The sequence below is a fragment of the Comamonas sp. Z1 genome, from assembly GCF_008121555.1.
GTDB lineage: Bacteria > Pseudomonadota > Gammaproteobacteria > Burkholderiales > Burkholderiaceae_C > Comamonas > Comamonas thiooxydans.
Genome location: NZ_VOQT01000001.1, coordinates 578,900 through 595,897 on the forward strand (window position 1 = coordinate 578,900; position 16,998 = coordinate 595,897).

The following is a 16,998-nucleotide window of genomic DNA, read 5'->3' on the forward strand; positions in this document are numbered from 1 at the left end:
TGCACCTGACAGACAAAGGCTTGACGGATATTCCTTCAAGAAACACCGATACCGCTCAATGACCGCTGATCACCAGTTCCTTGCGCTCGCCGGAGTCATAGCCGTAGAGCGTGACCCGCGGGCTTTGCAACTCGCCCTGCGAATCAAAGGCAATCGTGCCCGTCACCCCCTCGTAGCGCATCTGGCGCAAGCGGGGCAGATAAGCCTCGGCCTGGGCTGAATCGGCACTCAGCATGGCCTTGGCCAGCACCATGGTCGCGTCATACGCGTAAGGGCTGTAGACCTGATACTGGCCGGGAAAATGCTGATCGTACTTCTGCTTCCAGAGCAGACCGCCGGGCATATTGCCCAGGGAGCTGCCGCTCATCACGCAAACCACGTTCTTGAGCGCCGGCACCTTGTCGGCCATGGCAGGCAGGCGCTCCGAACATTGCGCATCGCCGCCCAGGAACTTCACCTGATTCATGGCCAGCTGCGACATCTGGCGCAGCATGAGACCGGCCTGTGCATCGAGCCCGCCGAAGAAGATCGCATCGGGCTTGCGGCCTTTGATGGCGGTCAGGATGGACGAGAACTGAGTGGCCTTGTCGCTGGTGTACTGCTTGTCGACGATCTGCACATCGCGCTCGGCCGCTGCGGCTTCAAACAGCTTGACGATGCCTTGCCCATAGGCCGTGCGATCGTCCACGATCGCGATGCGTTTGACGCCCTGATGCTTGACGGCATAGTCCAGCAGGGCATTGACCATGGCCCGGTCATCGGCGATGACGCGGAAGGTGTCGTCATAGCCTGCCTCGGTAATCGCGGGGTTGGTGGCTGCGGGGGTGATATTGGGAATGCCGCAGTCGTTGTAGATCTTGGCAGCCGGCAAGGTCGTGCCCGACTGAAGATGCCCCACCACGGCCGCCACCTTCTTGTCGCAGAAGCGGCGTGCCAGCGCCGTGGCCTGACCGGGGTCGCCCACATCGTCGCCGGCCTCCAGCTTCCAGTGCACGGGACGGCCGCCCAGTTGCAGCTTGCGGGCGTTGAGCTCGTCAATCGCCATGCGCACGCCGTTCTCCTCATCCTTGCCCAGGGCTGCGATGGGACCGGAGACCGGGCCGCCATGGGCAATGCGCACCACCAGAGGCTTTTCCGCATCCGCAGCGTAAGCGGACGACAGGGATGCGGCGACCAGGGCCAGGCTCAGGGCAGACGAGGTGCGAACACAGCGGCGCTGGGCCGAGCGATCAGTCATGGACATGCTTTCTCCTTGATGAAGCGGAAGGCTGTGGCACGCAAGCCTACGCCAGGCCAAAGCCTCAAGCGTAGCGGCAAAGCCTGCGATACCAGTTCGATGTGCAAGCGAAGGGGCAAACCCTGGAGTCTAAGGACCAGAACTCCATTGGAGCAATTGCTAGCAAGCCCGAGCAGGCCCGACTCTTCCTGCGTTGAGCACAGACTCCGGCTGCTGGGGATATTTCGGATTTCGGCTGAAGCTGCCGACCATGCTCTTGCACCATCGCCGACTCGACTCAGCGCCTTGATTGTGCCGCGTTGACAGGGATGGTGCACGCTGCGCCGGACTTTCCTGGCTGCAGGGAAAGCCTTTTTTTGAAGGCCGGCAAGTTCACCACGGCCACAGGCACCCGCAGACCGTGCAGGCCCGACCTCCGCGACGACAACCAAGGATCTGTGACCTGCCTGCACGGTGTGAGCAGGTCCCGTGGTGGGAGCATGGCCACGCGCAATCTATCGGGCCAGCACCTGATTCAGCGCATAAATCGATTGCGCCAGCGCGCGAATATCAGCCTGCTGATACAGTCTTTCCAGCCAGTGCGCAGGAATGCCTCTGCGCCCCCAGAACGCCCCCGCGATCTGGCCGGCAATGGCCGCTGTGGTGTCGGCATCGTCACCCAGATTGGCTGCCTCCAGAACGACGGCTTCAAAGCTCTCAAGCCTGTCAAAACACCACAAAGCTGCTTCCAGACTGTGCACCACATAGCCCGAGCTCTGGATCTGCTCGCGGCTTTTGCCGCGCCAGCTGCCTTGTGCAATCTCGGCAATGCGTGGGCTGCCAAACGGCAGCGCGGCCAGATCCAGCACCTGCGCCTTGTTGGCGCCCAGCAGGGCACGGCTTAATGCCACGGCAAACAGACGGCAGGCATCCAGGCACTCCGCAGCCGCGTGCGTGGTGCGAGAGCTCAGCGCCGCCCGCTCCTGCACCTCTTGCTCGTCATGGGCATACGCCATGGCCACCGGGGCCAGCCGCATCAGCGAGCCATTGCCGGCGCTGCGCGCATCTTCGCTTCCCGCCAGCGCATTGCCGGTGCGTAGGTATTGCTGTATCGCCTCGCGTGTTGCCATGCCGATATCAAAGCAGTGCCCGGTGGAGCTCCAGTAACCCCACTGATACCAGTTGGCGTAGCGCGTCATCTGGTCCCCGGGGTCGCAACCTTCCTTGACGACCAGGCTCTCGGCCAGGCACAAAGCCATGGACGTGTCATCCGTCCATTGTCCGGCCCTCAGTGAAAACGGCCCGCCCCCCACCATATCGGTCAGCGGCGCAAAGCTGCCGCGCGTCCGAAACTCCAGCGTCGTGCCCACGGCATCGCCGCAGGCCAGGCCCAGCAGAGCGCCTTCAAAACGGTCCAGCGTGCTCATTGTCCGCCCCTCAGCTGCGCACGCGCGGCCATCAGCGCGAAACCCAGCAGGTTCTGTCCGCGCCATTTGCGCGGCTGCTCGGCGTCGGGATTGGCCGCGCCCATGCCGATGCCCCAGATGCGGTCGCGCGGACTGGCCTCGACCAGTACACGCTCACCAGTTCTCAGCAGAAACTCCCCCATGGCCGGGTTCTGCGAGAACTTGGCCACACTGGCGCGCACCACGATATCGAAGCACTCCGCCTTCCAGCGTGCCTCGTCAAAATTTCGCACGCTGCGCCCTATCTGCTTGGCACTGGCCGGAGACGGCGCAGCCAGCACCTGAGCGCGCGCCTCTTCATCCCCGAACAGCCGCGCCTTGGCTGCCATCATGAAATGCTCTGCCGTGGCAAAGCGGTCTCCTTCGACGGTGAATGGAGCAGGAAACCACTGGCTCAGGCAGCCTTTTCCCGCTGAGCCATTCTTCTCGGGCTGATGGCCCCAGAAGCAAAGGTATTTGGGGCGGTAGCCTTGGTCGAGCTGGGCCACCAGATCGGGTACGGATCGAATTTCGTAATCTCGGTTCATGTCTGTTCTTCTTGATAATGGTTCAGCCACCAACGGGAGAAGCCCGCCAGCGTGGCGTGAGTGGAGTCAATGGCCTGCAGACCCGGCCCGGTATTGGGCGACCCGCCTTGCTCGCGCAGCACCAGTGCCTTGTGAATCCTCTCGCCCACGCCTTCGAAATACGGCAGAAAGTCATCGACAAATGCCAAGGGCTGCAACTGGGCCAGGGCTTGAGCCTTGGGGCTGAGGCCCGGATCAGTACGGCTGCTGGTGGCGATCACACGCGATATGGGAAAGCCCAGCTTGCGCAGATTGGTCTGCCGAGCCTCGGCGAACTGCGGCTTGATCGCCGACACACAGACCAGCTCGTAACCGGCGGCGCACAGCTGCTCGCAAGCCTGTAGCGCTCCTGCAATCGCGGGAATACCGGACCAGAACTGCGCATCAAAACTGGCGCGAAAACGGTTCAGAGCCTCGCCCTGCAAGTTGGCGACCCCCCATCGCTCCATGGCCCAGTAGGCGTCAGGCTGCTTCAACACCGGACGCTCGCCAAACACCCGCTCCCAGGCTGAGGCATAGGCGAGGTTGTAGTCCAGCAGCACGCCATCTGCGTCGATAGCTATGATTTTTGAAACTTTCATGACGGTAGCTTCAGCAGATACCGGGCCGGGACGACATCGGTCAGCCACACGCCGTTGTCGGAGCGGTAGAACACATGGCCCTCGCCCTGCATACGCGCGGCGTCCACCTGCAGCAAGGCCAGCTTGCCGTGACGACTGCCGACCTGAGCAGCCACTGCCTGGCTTTCCGACAAGTGGACATGATGGCGTGACTGCCGGTTCAGGCCCTCATGAAAGATCGCATCCAGAAAACGCGTGGCCGTGCCGTGGTAGAGCACTGCAGGAGGGCGTCTTGCCTCAAGACCCAGTTCGACCTTGATGGAGTGGCCCTGATTGGCGCGTATGCGCTTGCCATCTGCGCTGAAGGAATAGCGTTGCTTGTTGTTATTGGCCACCATGATCTGCAAATCCTCCAGACTGGTGGGTCGGCCGGAGCGCGCCAGACAGGCCAGCAGTTCATCGGTGTGGGCCCAACCCGCATCGTCGAGTTTGAGGCCTATGGTCTCGGGACTGTGTCTCAGCACCAGGCTGAGGAACTTGCTGCGTGCGGTGGTGTTTTGATTTTTCATTTTCTTGTTCTCTATGTTTGAAGCTGTCGACCTGGCTCATGACAGGTTCTAGCGCTGCCGAGGCCCGGCCTGGGCGTACTTTCCGCGGTGCCACAGCCTGGTTGCAAACCCGGACCCGGCTTTGTCGGCATTCGTCTGCATGCTTGGACTGTGCTCCAGCTACAGATATAAGTTGTATTGAACAACTTATGCAAGTTGTACAATACAACCCAACATTCATCCAGTCAAGCCTGATTCATGACCGTTACACAGCGTCACTCCAAGCCAGCGCCGGACTTTCCCCGTCCCTACACCACGGTGGATGTGGTGATCTTCACGATTGCGCAAGCCCGCTTGAATGTATTGCTGGTGCAACGCCCAGGCCATGAAGACGATCCATTTCCCGGCCTCTGGGCCCTGCCCGGAGGGTTTGTGAATGTGGATCTCGATGCCGATCTGCAGGCCTGCGCCGCGCGCAAGCTCAAGGAGAAGACGGGTGTGGACAGCCCTTATCTGGAACAGCTTGGCAGTTGGGGCGGCGCGGCACGTGATCCGCGTGGCTGGTCGGCCACCCATGTGTACTTTGCGCTGATTCCCGCCCATGAACTGCAACTGACCAAAGGCGCCAATGCGGCCGATGTGGCCTGGTTCGAAGTGGATGAATTGCTGCGCCGGCCCGCACTGGCGTTTGACCATGGCAGCATCTTGCAGGCGGCGGTGGAGAGACTGCGTAGCAAGGTCGAATACACCTCGCTGCCCGCTTTTTTGCTGAACGAGCCCTTCACCCTGCCTCAGTTGCAGCAAGTCTATGAAACCGTGCTGGGTCGCAGCGTGGACAAAAGCGGCTTTCGCACCCGCATGCTGGCAGCGAACTTTCTGGTCGAAGCCGGCCATGTGGAAGGCGTGTCGAACCGCCCCGCCATGGGCTACCGGCTGGCGGACCGCAGCGGGCCCGTGGTATTTCCGCGCACATTCAGCCCACGCGGCCATTGATACAGGCGATTACCCGCCGCTGTGCCGAAACCGGGGCTTGCTGAGATAATCCTGCCCCTATGTCTCTCCTGCCCCACCAGCTCGAACTCCTGTCCCCGGCGCGCGACGCCGATATCGGCATCGAAGCCGTCAATCATGGCGCGGACGCCGTCTATATCGGCGGACCGGCCTTTGGCGCGCGAGCGACTGCAGGCAACGACATCCGCGATCTGGAGCGGCTCATCAAGCATGCCCACCGCTTTGGCAGCCGCATCTTCATCACGCTCAACACCATCTTGCGCGACGATGAGCTGCAGGGCGCACGCGATATGGCCTGGCAGATCTACAACGCCGGCGCCGATGCGCTGATCATTCAGGACATGGGTCTGCTGGAGCTCGATCTGCCACCCATCCAGCTGCACGCGTCCACCCAGACCGATATCCGCACGCCCGAGAAGGCCCGCTTTCTGCAGGACGCCGGCCTGTCGCAGATCGTGCTGGCGCGCGAGCTGGATCTGAAACAGATTGCCGCCGTGCGCGCCGCGACAGACCCGAGCCGCACCACCATCGAATACTTTGTGCATGGCGCACTGTGCGTGGCCTACTCGGGCCAGTGCTTCATCAGCCATGCCCATACCGGACGCAGCGCCAACCGTGGCGACTGCAACCAGGCCTGCCGCCTGCCTTATGAGGTGACAGACGCCAGCGGCCGCATCATCGCGCACGAAAAGCACGTGCTGTCCATGAAGGACAACAACCAGAGCGATAACCTGCGCGCGCTGATCGACGCCGGCGTGCGCAGCTTCAAGATCGAGGGCCGCTACAAGGACATGGGCTATGTGAAGAACATCACGGCCCATTACCGCAAGCTGCTCGACGAAATCATCGAGGAGCGCGAGTTCTCCGATCAGCCGCTGGCGCGCTCGTCGTCAGGCCGCACCACTTTCTCGTTCGAACCCGATCCGGATCAGAATTTCAACCGCGAGTTCACAGACTACTTCGTCAACGGCCGCAAGGATGACATCGGCGCCTTCGACACGCCCAAGACACCGGGTCGTGCCATAGGCTGGGTGACACAGGTCGGCGACAAATGGTTCGAGATCGAAACCAGCGACAAGACCGCCGAGCTGCACAACGGCGACGGTCTGTGCTACTACGATCTGCAAAAGGAACTGGTGGGCGTGCACATCAACCGTGCCGAATGCGTGAGCGCCAAAAAAGGCATCTGGCGCGTCTTCCCCAAAAACGAGATTGCCGAATTCAAGGATCTGCGCAAGGGCCTGGAAATCAACCGCAACCGCGATATGGACTGGGTGCGCACGCTGGAGAAAAAATCCAGCGAGCGCCGCATCGGTCTATGGGCCGAGTTCAAGGAAGCTGCTGCCGGCTTTGCGCTGACGCTGACCGACGAGGACGGGTTTGTCGGGGCTGCCGCCATCGCGCATGAGCACCAGAGCGCCACCGACCCAGCCAAGGCAGAAGCCACGCTGCGCGAGCAACTGGGACGCTTTGGCGCGACGGTTTTCGAGGTGAACGATATTTCACTGAGCCTGAGTCAGCCCTGGTTTGTACCCGCCTCCGTGCTCAACCAGCTGCGTCGCGATGCCGTTGCCGCATTGGAACAGGCCCGCGCCGACGGCTTTGTGCGTCTGCCCCGCGCCAAGCCCGTGGAGCCGCCCGTGCCTTTTCCTGAAGACACACTGACCTATCTGGCCAATGTCTACAACCAGAAGGCCCATGACTTCTATGTGAAGCATGGTGTGAAGATCATCGACGCCGCCTACGAGAGCAAGGAAGAGGAAGGCGAAGTCTCGCTGATGATCACCAAGCACTGCGTGCGCTTCTCGATGAGCCTGTGTCCCAAACAGGCCAAGGGCGTGATCGGCGTCAAGGGCACCATCAAGGCAGAGCCGCTGCAGCTGATCAACGGCAAGGAAAAGCTCACGCTGCGCTTTGACTGCAAGCCCTGCGAGATGCATGTGGTTGGCAAGATGAAGAAGTCGGTGCTCAACCAGCATGCCAAGGAAATGAAAGAGTCTCCCATGCAGTTCTACCGCACACGCCCCACGCCTCAGCAACTTTCCTGAGCACGTTTGAGCCCACAAAAAAGCCCGCCACCGGCAACGGTTGGCGGGCTTTTTTACAGCCTCAAAACCACTGGTAAAAACCCTCGGTTCAATCCCTTTGCTCAAATCGTCTATTTTTTAGGCAATCCGTGCAAATCACCATCTGGCGCGGGTTTCAAGGCTTGAAAGCATAGTTTTCCACAAGAGCGTCCACATGATGCGGGGATAAAACTGAGGCATCCACCACACATAACTGTATACATGAACAGTTGCATGTATCAGGCTTGTCCAACAGCCGATATCTTGCCAAAAGACAGCTTTGTACAAGCCTCCTGCAGCAACTTTGCCACTGCCGGCACCAGGGTGCTGAAGTTGGCAAACCCATGCAACATGCCTTGCGCACGAAGGCTGGAAACGGGTACGCCGGCCTGCTGCAGGCGCAGGCCAAAGGCCTCTCCTTCGTCGCGCAATATGTCCAGCTCCGCCGTCACCAGCACCGCTGCCGGCAAACCAGCGAGATCGGGGTACTGCATGATGGAGGCCAGTGGATGTGCAGGCCTGGCAGGGTGATAGTGATGCCACATCGCGGCCATGGCTTCGGTGGTGAGAAACGGCATCTGCCCATAAAGCGCATGCGATGGCGCATCCATATGCGCATCGCAGACCGGATAGAACAGCAGTTGCTGGGATATGCCTCTCCAGCCGTCTTCTTTTGCGCGCAGGCAGGTGGCGACGGCCAGATTGCCCCCCGCGCTGTCGCCCGCCACCATCAGCTGCCGCGCATCGCAATGCAGCTCGGCCGCATGCAGTGCCACCCAGCGCGTGGCGGCATAGGCGTCGTCCAGCGCGGCAGGAAAGACATGCTCGGGAGCCAGCCGGTAATCGACCGACACAATATTCATGCCGGTTATACGCGCCAGGTGGCGGCACAGATTGTCATGCGTTTCCAACGTGCCTATGCACCAGCCACCGCCGTGAAAATAGACCATGACCGGCGCTGCCTGCGCGGTGCCGGGACGGTACAGGCGCAGCTTGAGCGGCTGGCCATCGCCACCGGGAATGTCGATCTCGCGCACCTCATGCATGGGCAGGTCGGCAGGCGGAAAGGCCATGTGGTCCATGAGCTTGCGGATTTCGGGCACCGGAGTGGCCACAAAATCCATGGGCGGAGCATCCTTGAACTGCTCCAGCACAGCAGCCATTTCTGGGTGTATCTGCATTGGGACTCCTTGAAGTTGATGGAGCGCGCCCGACCAGGACAGGCCAGGACGGGCGCAAGACGGCACTCAGGCCACAAGCTCTTCGGTCTGGTGGTGGATATAGTCCTGCCATACCGGCGCACTCATCTCCTGCCTGAAGCGCGACTGCGACCAGGGCCATGTGTTGGGCACACCGTTTCTGTCCAGGTACCAGCTGTTGCAGCCCGAGCCGAAGACCGAGCCTTTGGCGGCCTGCAAGCGCTCCTGGTCGTACTGAGCCAGGGCTTCGGGCCTGGCCGAAAGCCCTGCCACACCGGCTTGCTGACCACGCTCTATCAGCTGCGAGATATAGCCCCACTGCATTTCCGAGGTATCGATCAGCGAGAAGTTGCCCACGGGAGAGGTCGGCCCGTTCATGAAGTAAAAGTTGGGAAAGCCCGGCACCGAGATGGACTTGTATGCCGTGGGCACATCGCTCCAGGCCTGCTCCAGCGTGGCTCCGTTCAGGCCCGTCACATTCATGGGGCGCACATAGCGGTCGGCCTTGAATCCCGTGGCCAGGACGATGATGTCCACCTCATGCAGCACGCCGTCGCTGGTACGCACTCCCTTTTTCTCGACCTTGGCAATAGCTTCGGTGATCAACTCGGAATCGGGGTGCTGGATCGCCTTGTAATAGTCGGGAGAATAAATCAGGCGCTTGCAACCAGCCCGGTAATGAGGCTGCAGTTTTTCACGCAAGGCTGCGTCTGCAACAGAGCCATCCAGGTTGTCCTGGCAGATTTTCTGAATTTCCTGAATCTGCTCCGAATTCGGATCCAGCACACCCTCGGTAAAGCGCTCCACATTGGCTACATAAGTGGGTTCGCGCTGCAGATAAACCAGCAGATCGCGGTTGCTGCGGAATTCGGCACGCTGCTCTTCGCTGAAAGCTGGATTCTCGACCGGAAAAATCCATTGGGCCGTGCGCTGAAAATGTCGCACCCTGGCACGCGACGCCAGTGCCGAGACAATTTGCACGCCCGTTGATCCCGTGCCGATGACGGCGATCCTCTTGCCGTCCAGCGGTACAGAATGATCCCAGCGCGCACTGTGAATCATGTCTCCCTCGAACTCCTCCAGGCCCTTGATCTGCGGATAGTTGGGGTGGTGCAGCACACCTGTGGCGGCCACCACCACCTTGCCCTGGTATTGCTTGCCATGCTGATCCTGCAGCGTCCATGCATCGCACGTCCATTCGGCACGCGTGATTTCGGTGCCGAACTGCGAAAAATCGGCAATACCGTATTTTTTGAACACGCCTTCGAAATACTGCTGAATCTCGGCTCCGGGCGGAAGTACCCGAGACCATTCGGGGTTGGGCTCGAAAGAATAGGTATAGGCGTGCGATGGCACATCGCAAGTCAGGCCAGGATAAGTATTATCCCGCCAGGTCCCCCCCAATGTCCCGGCCTTTTCCAGAATAATGAATTTCTTCCCGCTATTCTTCAGATGAATACCAGCCAGAATTCCGGACATTCCGCAACCAATCACTATGACGTCATATTTCATTGGAATTCCTTAAATATTAATTACTTTTGCTGCAGAGAATCCACCATCTACCGGAAGATTGACCCCGGTAATAAATGAAGAAATATCGGAAAGCAAAAATGCCACGGCATTACCCACCTCTTGCGACCTGCCCGCCCGCTTGAGCAAATGCATGGCCTCGAAAGCCCGGCCTACAGGCAGTTCATCAAGCATGGTGGTCATGGGTGTATGGATATAGCCGGGGCTGATGCTGTTGACCCGCACCCCGTAAGGACCGAGATCCGATGCCAGACTGCGCACCATCTGGATCACAGCCCCCTTGGAGGTGCAATAGGCCAGATTGGTCGGGTTGCCCAGCATTCCGTTGATGCTGGCGATGGTGACGATGGTGACGATGGAGCCCTGACCACGCTGTTTCATGTGGCTGGCCACAGCACGAGCACTGAGCATGGTCCCCGTCAAATTGACCTGCAGTACCTGCTCCCACTCCTGCAAGGGCATGCTCTCCAGATCACCCACGCGGGAAATGCCAGCAGAAGTCACCAGCCCATCAATCTGCCCATAGCGGTCCAGCATGTAAGTAACCAACTCATTGGTCAGCTTCTCGCTGCTCACGTCAAGCTTGCGAAATTCGCAGCCCTGCGGCAAATCCTGGCTTTGCTGAAGATCGGCACACACCACCTTGGCTCCGCTGGCTGCCAGGGCCTGGGCGCTGGCCAGGCCTATGCCCGAGGCACCACCTGTAACCAGAACCACTTTTCCTTCCAAACCACTGATGAATGGATTCATTTTCAAACCTCAATACTGGCTGACCGCCACCAATTGGCGATGAGGATTGAGATTCTTTGTTCTTTTCAAATTCAAATCACTCTGATTTTTCCTCTTTACAAAATAAGTTTGTGTTTACAGTCCCTAGTAGAAACCATTAATTCATTCGGACGTACTGTGCCCGGATTTTTTATATGTCAAGCAGGTCTTCCCATTTAATCAATCAATAAAGACTGTAAACACCTTCAATAACTGTCAAGCGGGAATTCGTGAGAAATATAGATAAGCCGAAAATGCTTTAATCCATTCGTATTTAGCCAATGAGGAAATCATGAAAGTTGCAGTCATCACCGGTGCAGCCAGTGGAATTGGTGCAGGCCTTGCCAAAAAGGCAGTCACTCTTGGAATGAAGGTCGTGGTTGCAGACCGCGACCAGGCGGGTCTTGAGAAAGTCGCGCTGGAACTGGGAGATCAGGCATTGGCCGTGGCCACCGATGTCACCAGCCAGGCGTCGCTGGATACACTGGCCGACAAGGCCTATGCAGCTTTCGGTCAGGTCGATCTGCTGTTCAACAACGCAGGCGTTCTCAGCACCGGCAATAGCTGGGAGATCAGCGATGCCAAGTGGCAGCAGGCCTGGCAAGTCAACGTCAACGGCATTGTCAATGGCTTGCGCGCTTTTGTGCCGCGTCTGCTCAAGGCCAACCGGCCTGCCCGCATCATCAACACAGCATCGGTAGGCGGTTTTCTGCCCAGCGCCATGATGGCCCCCTACTCCGCCACCAAGTTCGCAGTGGTCGCGCTGACCGAAGGTCTGGCTGGCGAACTCGCGGCCATTGATCCGCAAATCAAGGTCTCGCTGCTGGCACCAGGCCCCGTCAGGACAGCCATCTTCCGAGAAGCACCTGACGCGGCGTCGGCAAAATTTCACGGCATGATGACCCATTTGCTCGACGAAAACGGCATGGACACCGAGGAGTTCGCCAACCGCGTCTTTGCTGCCATTGACCGTGGTGAATACTGGATCGTGCCTCAGCCGGAAATGCTGGACCCGCTGCTCAAGGCCCGCAACAAGCTCATCGAGACGCGAGCCGACCCAGTACTGTCCTGGACGCAGGAGACCGCAGAGTGAAACCAGAGCCTGCTTTTGCAGGCCCTGGCAGCATTTGCGGGGCACACCCGGATATCAGGTGCCCCAAAGCTCTCTGGCCACCTGCTCGAACTGGCGTCGCATCACGTTTTTCTGCACCTTGCCCGTCGCCGTGGACGGGAAGGCCTCCACAAAATGGACCAGTTTTGGCACTTCAAAGCCGCTGAGATGATTGCGGCAATGGGCCAGTATCGACTCCGAATCCACCTGAGCCCCCGGCTTGCGCATGACAAAGGCACAGACCGCCTCGCTCCAGTGGGGGTGCGGCAGACCGAACACGGCGGCGGCCGCCACCTCCGGATGCGCCAGCACCACGGCTTCAACCTTCACGCTGGCCACGTTCTCGCCGCCGGTCTTGATCATGTCCTTCTTGCGATCTATGAACTCCATCCGTCCCTGTGCGTCCCACATGCCCAGGTCGCCGGTATGGTGCCAGCCGAACTTCTGTGCCTCTGCCGTCGCCTTGGGGTCCTTGAAATAACCCAGCATGACATTGGGGCCGCGATGCACGATCTCGCCGACCTGACCCGCTCCCAGCAGATTGCCATCGTCATCCATAACGGCGGTCTCACAAGTGCTCAGAGAGCGCCCCCAGAAATTGGCATCGCATTCGGCGTTGAGCAAGGGGTGGAAAGTCATGGTGGCCGGATATATCTCGGTCTGCCCCGTGGCTAGAGAGATATTGCGGCACATGCGCTGCGCAATCTGGGCGATCAAGGGTTTGGGAATGGGCGCCATGGCATAGATGCACTGCCGGATGGTGCTGGGCGCGAAACCCGGATCGGCCAGCACCGCGGCATACATCAGGGGCAGTCCGACAAAGATCGTCACACCTTCCTTCATCACTAGTTGCCCTACCTCCGCCGGCACAAACTGCCGCGTGAGCACGGTGCAAGCGCCTGCCGCCAGCGCAGTCTGCACCAGCGCATGCTGGGCGCAATGAAACAGAGGCAACCAGCCGCTGAGCACATCGGCCTCGCCATATTTCATCTCGTCGATATTGCCCTTGACCGCCGCATATACCGACAGATGGGAATGCACTACACCCTTGGGATTGCCCGTGGTGCCGCTGGTATACATGAGCAAGGCCGCCTGGTTGTCGTCAATATCAACCTCGGGCATAGCATCGGACTGGCCTGCCTCGGCCTGTATCAGCGATATGCCCGGCAGTCCTTGCTGCACTTGATGCATTTGCAGGCGCGTGATGATGAGAGGCACTTGCAATTGCTGCAGAATTTCGGCCAGTCCGGGCAGGGCCAGCAACTCCTGATCGAGCACCACTGCCGACACCTCAGCATGCCGCAGGATGTAGTCGATGCTCGATACCTCCAGCTTGATATTGACAGGTACCCACACCTGCCCCGCCTTGTGAATGGCATTGCAGGCCACCACCATGTCTATGGAATTGGCGCACAGCATGCCGATCTGCTTGCCCGTACCCAGCGTCGACAGCAAGTAATGCGCGAAGCGCGAACTTCGCGCATCCAGCTCGGCATAGCTGATGCGCTCAGCACCATCGACCAGCGCAGTGCGGCTGCCAGACTTGCGCGCACTGCGGTAGAGCAGATCACCCAGCGCAATGCGCCGGATGCCCCGTGCCTCCTTCGTCAGACTCATCTCGATCATGGTTTGTCTCCTTGATAGTGTGCAACCCGGAACCCATAACCCACGCTTTTTCTTGTTGTGTCTCTAATCCTGCTGCGGCATGGCCATCGCGGCGGCAGCAACCATGGGCGAAAGCTGGCCCTGCGCCCCGCCGTCACAGGCAATGACCGTGCCGGAGATATAGCTGGCCGCATCGCTGCCCAGAAACAGGGCCAGCTGGGCAATGTCCGCGGTCGTTCCCATGCGCCCCAGCGGCACCATGCTGCGTACCAGAGCGTCTCCTTCAGCTCCCTGCGGGGCCAGCCGGCGCATGCCTTCCGTGCCCTCGATGGGGCCGGGAGAAATGGCGTTCACACGAATGCCCTTGGCGCCCCACTCCAGCGCCAGTACCCGCGCCAGATGGTCCACTCCCGCCTTGGCGGCGCAGACATGGGCCTGGTACATCATGGGGACGGTGGACTGCGGCGCGGTGATGAAGATCAGGCTCGCCCCGGGCTGCCGCAAGTGCGCCAGTGCCTGACGCGCGACATGAAAGCTGCCCAGCAGATCAATGTCCACCACCACCCTGAAAGCGTTGGACGACATCTGCTGGGCAGGCGCGAGAAAGTTGCCTGCCGCACCAGATACCAGCACGTCGAGCGGCCCGTGGCAAGCCACGGCCTGCGCCAGCGCCGCTGCCACCGCCTGTTCATCGCGCACATCGGCTACCACGCCAAAGGCCTGCGCCCCCAGCGTCGCCAGGGCCGCGTCCACATTGGCCTGCTTGCGGCTGACGACCGAGACCCGGGCTCCTGCCATCGCGTAGTGCTGGGCAATGCCCAGGTTGATGCCTGTGGTGCCGCCAAACACCATCACATGGCGGCCCGAAAAATCAAATTGCACATTCATGAACAGCACTCCTCTGCTCGCAACAAGGCTTTCTGGATCTTTCCTGCCGGGGTCAATGGCAACTCGGTGCGAAACACCAGCTGGCGCGGCAGCTTGTAGTCAGCGAGCTGCTGGCGGCAATGCGTGAGCAGTTCCTCCTCGCTCACGCTGGCATCAGGTCTGATCACGATGTAGTAGCGCCCCACCTCGCCCAGCACGGGGTCCGGCACGCCTATGCCGGCGACCATCAGCACGCCTGCATGACTGGCAATCACGCCCTCCACCTCGCTGGGATAGACGTTGAAGCCGCCCTGTATGAACATGTCTTTTTGCCGCCCCTTGAGGTGGATCAGGCCCTGCTCATCCACAAACCCCAGATCACCCGAATGAAGCCAGCCGCCGGCAAAAGCATCTTCGTCCTGCTGCTGCCCAACATAGGCCGGAATCACCCCTGCACCACGAAACCACAGCTCCCCCACCTCGCCGCTGCGCAGCTCTTCGCCATCGGCCCCGGCCACGCGCAGCTGCGCCCCTTGCAGCGGCTTGCCTATGCTGTGCAGCAGGGCTTGCTGATCCGCCTGCCAGGGTGTCATCGCGATGGCCCCGGAAGTCTCGGACAGACCATAGAGATTCATGATGTTCACGCCCGGAAACTGCTGCTGCAGCCGCTGCAGCAACACCGGCTCCACATTCGATCCGCCCACCACAATCAGGCGCAGCCGGCTCATATCCACCTCTGCCAGAAGCGGATGCATGAGCAGCAGCGTCAGCATGGTGGGCACGCCCACCAGCCAGGTCGGCGGACGCTTTTGCGCCATCCTCAACACGGATTCGGGGCTGAACATGGGCACCAGTTCGCAGCAGCCGCCCGCCAGCAACATGGTCAGCACGCCGCAGGTAATGCCGCCCACATGGTTGAGCGGCATGGCCAGTTGCACCATATCCTCCGCCGCAGCCTTCACATGCGCATGCTGCGCCAGCGCTGAGCCCAATTGAGAGCGATGCGTCAGCCCCGCTGCCTTGGGCCTGCCCGTGGTGCCGGATGTGTAGATGATCATCAGCAGGTCATCCGATGCAGGACCGTCGCCTTCATGCAAGGCTTTCGCGCCGGACCGCAGCGCTTGCTCGAATCCTTCATCCACCCACAGCAGATGCTCCAGCGCCGCAAAACGCCGACGGGCCTGCGCCAGAGTGTTCTGGTAGTCGAAGCCGGCAAACTCGCGCGGCGCAAGCACGGCCTTGACCTGGCTGTCCTGCAGCATGAAGTCCAGCTCGGCATCGCGGTATCGGACGCTGAGGCCCACCACGACCAGCCCCGTCTTCGCCGCCGCAAGATAGCTCAGCACCCAGGGCAGACCGTTGGGCAGGATGATGCCGATGCGATCACCGGGTCGCAGGCCCAGCGAGGACAGATGGGCAGCCCAGGCGCTGGCCATGACATCCACCTGCTGCCAGCTGTAGCTGCGCCCCTGGTCGATATAGGCATTCCTGTGGGGATGGTCGGCTACGGTCTGCGCCAGTGCCTGCGCCACGGTCCGAGGAGGAGTACAAGCGTTCATCTGTGACTTCTCCCCGATTCAGGCCGCCAGGTGCAGCATCTGCCTGGCCTCCCTGGGAGTGGCGACTTCACGGCCCACATCACGCGCATAGCGAGCCAGCTGCTCTATCAGCGGAGCGTTGGATGTGACCTTGCTGCCGTCGGGCAGATAGAAAGTGTCTTCCAGTCCGCTGCGCAGATGTCCGCCGAGCTCGGCTGTGCGCAAATGGGTGGGCCAGATCTCGCTGCGCCCAATCAGCGTGGTCTGCCAGGGCGCATCCTTGATCTTGAGCCTGAGCAGTATGGGCAGCAGATCGGGGTCTGCCGGCATGCCGGACTCCACCCCCATCACGAAGTTGTATTCGGGCAGGCCTCGGTACATGCCGGTTTCCACATACATGCCCACGCAGCGCACGATGCCCACGTCAAAGCACTCGAACTCGGGCAATGTGCCGGTCTCTGCCATCACATCGAGAAAGTCCTGCACCTTGGCGGGCTGATTGTCGAACAGCATGGGCGGCCAGGCCCAGCTTCCATTGCTGCGGGTCTTGAGATAGTTGAGCGAGCCCGCATTGCAGGCCGCCATCTCTGGCCGCGTGGCACGTAAACAATCCAACGGTCCCTGGTAGTCGGGGCCGACCACGCCAGTGGTCTGATTGATGATGAGCTCGGGGCAGGCTGCACGCATGGCATCCACGCAGGCCCTGGCCACTGCCGGATCCCAGCTGGGCAGATGACCCTTGCCCTCCTCCTGGCGCCTGAAGTGGACATGAACCACCGATGCGCCTGCGTCGTAGGCTCGGCGCGCCTCTTGCGCCAGTTGCTCTGGCGTCACGGGCACATGATGCTGATTCGGATCGGTCAGTACCCCGGTAATGGAACAGGTAATAATGGCTTTGTCGGACATATCGCTCCTTGGATAGAAGCTGATAACGCTTCATTCACAAG

At 60.4% G+C, this 16,998-nt stretch carries 15 protein-coding genes; 3 read left to right on the plus strand and 12 right to left on the minus strand.

Annotated elements, in window-relative coordinates; genetic code table 11:
* Positions 1-55: 55 nt before the first annotated feature.
* The 5 genes from FSY45_RS02565 to FSY45_RS02585 form a co-directional block, all read right to left on the minus strand.
* Positions 56-1,243 carry a branched-chain amino acid ABC transporter substrate-binding protein gene (locus FSY45_RS02565; protein ID WP_046460733.1) on the minus strand — a complete coding sequence of 396 codons (1,188 nt, stop codon included), beginning with the start codon at positions 1,241-1,243 and terminating at the stop codon, positions 56-58.
* Between the two features lie 488 nt (positions 1,244-1,731).
* On the minus strand, positions 1,732-2,643 hold the full coding sequence (locus FSY45_RS02570; RefSeq protein ID WP_046460732.1) for an ADP-ribosylglycohydrolase family protein: 912 nt from the start codon (positions 2,641-2,643) through the stop codon (positions 1,732-1,734).
* On the minus strand, positions 2,640-3,209 hold the full coding sequence (locus tag FSY45_RS02575) for an NADAR family protein (RefSeq protein ID WP_003063282.1): 570 nt from the start codon (positions 3,207-3,209) through the stop codon (positions 2,640-2,642). The genes FSY45_RS02570 and FSY45_RS02575 overlap by 4 nt, the downstream gene beginning before the upstream one ends.
* A complete protein-coding gene (locus FSY45_RS02580) occupies positions 3,206-3,829 on the minus strand; it encodes an HAD family hydrolase (protein ID WP_034393041.1) in 624 nt (207 codons plus the stop codon). Before FSY45_RS02580 ends, FSY45_RS02575 begins: the two co-directional genes overlap by 4 nt.
* Positions 3,826-4,377, minus strand: coding sequence for an RNA 2'-phosphotransferase (locus FSY45_RS02585; RefSeq protein WP_003063285.1), 552 nt, complete (start codon positions 4,375-4,377; stop codon positions 3,826-3,828). The genes FSY45_RS02580 and FSY45_RS02585 overlap by 4 nt, the downstream gene beginning before the upstream one ends.
* A 237-nt stretch (positions 4,378-4,614) precedes the next feature.
* Between FSY45_RS02585 and FSY45_RS02590 the strand changes: the two genes are divergently transcribed.
* Positions 4,615-5,349, plus strand: coding sequence for an NUDIX domain-containing protein (locus FSY45_RS02590; RefSeq protein WP_039048458.1), 735 nt, complete (start codon positions 4,615-4,617; stop codon positions 5,347-5,349).
* Between the two features lie 59 nt (positions 5,350-5,408).
* Positions 5,409-7,415: a U32 family peptidase gene (locus FSY45_RS02595; protein ID WP_003063288.1), complete on the plus strand. Its 2,007-nt coding sequence runs from the start codon at positions 5,409-5,411 to the stop codon at positions 7,413-7,415.
* Positions 7,416-7,672: 257 nt separating this feature from the next.
* Here the strand turns inward: FSY45_RS02595 and FSY45_RS02600 are convergent, their stop codons facing one another.
* The 3 genes from FSY45_RS02600 to FSY45_RS02610 all read right to left on the minus strand — a co-directional run bounded on the left by FSY45_RS02600 (position 7,673) and on the right by FSY45_RS02610 (position 10,912).
* Positions 7,673-8,614 (minus strand): alpha/beta hydrolase, encoded by a 942-nt coding sequence (locus tag FSY45_RS02600; protein WP_003063290.1) that lies wholly within the window; start codon positions 8,612-8,614, stop codon positions 7,673-7,675.
* A 66-nt stretch (positions 8,615-8,680) separates the two neighbouring features.
* Positions 8,681-10,144, minus strand: a complete 1,464-nt coding sequence (locus FSY45_RS02605; protein WP_003063291.1) for an NAD(P)/FAD-dependent oxidoreductase — start codon at positions 10,142-10,144, stop codon at positions 8,681-8,683.
* A gap of 9 nt (positions 10,145-10,153) precedes the next feature.
* Positions 10,154-10,912 (minus strand): SDR family NAD(P)-dependent oxidoreductase, encoded by a 759-nt coding sequence (locus FSY45_RS02610; RefSeq protein WP_046460731.1) that lies wholly within the window; start codon positions 10,910-10,912, stop codon positions 10,154-10,156.
* A 310-nt stretch (positions 10,913-11,222) separates the two neighbouring features.
* On the opposite strand from FSY45_RS02610, the gene FSY45_RS02615 reads away from it, so the two are divergent.
* Positions 11,223-12,023, plus strand: coding sequence for an SDR family oxidoreductase (locus tag FSY45_RS02615; RefSeq protein WP_046460730.1), 801 nt, complete (start codon positions 11,223-11,225; stop codon positions 12,021-12,023).
* Positions 12,024-12,077: 54 nt separating this feature from the next.
* Here the strand turns inward: FSY45_RS02615 and FSY45_RS02620 are convergent, their stop codons facing one another.
* The 4 genes from FSY45_RS02620 to FSY45_RS02635 form a co-directional block, all read right to left on the minus strand.
* A complete protein-coding gene (locus tag FSY45_RS02620; protein ID WP_046460729.1) occupies positions 12,078-13,667 on the minus strand; it encodes a class I adenylate-forming enzyme family protein in 1,590 nt (529 codons plus the stop codon).
* Positions 13,668-13,730: 63 nt separating this feature from the next.
* Positions 13,731-14,534: an SDR family oxidoreductase gene (locus FSY45_RS02625; RefSeq protein ID WP_003063298.1), complete on the minus strand. Its 804-nt coding sequence runs from the start codon at positions 14,532-14,534 to the stop codon at positions 13,731-13,733.
* A complete protein-coding gene (locus FSY45_RS02630) occupies positions 14,531-16,072 on the minus strand; it encodes a class I adenylate-forming enzyme family protein (protein ID WP_046460728.1) in 1,542 nt (513 codons plus the stop codon). Before FSY45_RS02630 ends, FSY45_RS02625 begins: the two co-directional genes overlap by 4 nt.
* 18 nt (positions 16,073-16,090) lie before the next feature.
* Complete coding sequence (locus tag FSY45_RS02635; protein WP_003069778.1) at positions 16,091-16,957, minus strand: 3-keto-5-aminohexanoate cleavage protein; 867 nt, start codon at positions 16,955-16,957, stop codon at positions 16,091-16,093.
* Positions 16,958-16,998: the final 41 nt, after the last annotated feature.

Bases quoted from the DNA above. Each gene is read 5' to 3' on its own strand.
- FSY45_RS02565 (WP_046460733.1), bottom strand. From the start codon at position 1,243: ATGTCCATGACTGATCGCTCGGCCCAGCGCCGCTGTGTTCGCACCTCG.
- FSY45_RS02625 (WP_003063298.1), bottom strand. From the start codon at position 14,534: ATGAATGTGCAATTTGATTTTTCGGGCCGCCATGTGATGGTGTTTGGC.
- FSY45_RS02630 (WP_046460728.1), bottom strand. From the start codon at position 16,072: ATGAACGCTTGTACTCCTCCTCGGACCGTGGCGCAGGCACTGGCGCAG.
- FSY45_RS02600 (WP_003063290.1), bottom strand. From the start codon at position 8,614: ATGCAGATACACCCAGAAATGGCTGCTGTGCTGGAGCAGTTCAAGGAT.
- FSY45_RS02575 (WP_003063282.1), bottom strand. From the start codon at position 3,209: ATGAACCGAGATTACGAAATTCGATCCGTACCCGATCTGGTGGCCCAG.
- FSY45_RS02620 (WP_046460729.1), bottom strand. From the start codon at position 13,667: ATGATCGAGATGAGTCTGACGAAGGAGGCACGGGGCATCCGGCGCATT.
- FSY45_RS02570 (WP_046460732.1), bottom strand. From the start codon at position 2,643: ATGAGCACGCTGGACCGTTTTGAAGGCGCTCTGCTGGGCCTGGCCTGC.
- FSY45_RS02615 (WP_046460730.1), top strand. From the start codon at position 11,223: ATGAAAGTTGCAGTCATCACCGGTGCAGCCAGTGGAATTGGTGCAGGC.
- FSY45_RS02590 (WP_039048458.1), top strand. From the start codon at position 4,615: ATGACCGTTACACAGCGTCACTCCAAGCCAGCGCCGGACTTTCCCCGT.
- FSY45_RS02595 (WP_003063288.1), top strand. From the start codon at position 5,409: ATGTCTCTCCTGCCCCACCAGCTCGAACTCCTGTCCCCGGCGCGCGAC.
- FSY45_RS02605 (WP_003063291.1), bottom strand. From the start codon at position 10,144: ATGAAATATGACGTCATAGTGATTGGTTGCGGAATGTCCGGAATTCTG.
- FSY45_RS02635 (WP_003069778.1), bottom strand. From the start codon at position 16,957: ATGTCCGACAAAGCCATTATTACCTGTTCCATTACCGGGGTACTGACC.
- FSY45_RS02580 (WP_034393041.1), bottom strand. From the start codon at position 3,829: ATGAAAGTTTCAAAAATCATAGCTATCGACGCAGATGGCGTGCTGCTG.
- FSY45_RS02610 (WP_046460731.1), bottom strand. From the start codon at position 10,912: ATGAATCCATTCATCAGTGGTTTGGAAGGAAAAGTGGTTCTGGTTACA.
- FSY45_RS02585 (WP_003063285.1), bottom strand. From the start codon at position 4,377: ATGAAAAATCAAAACACCACCGCACGCAGCAAGTTCCTCAGCCTGGTG.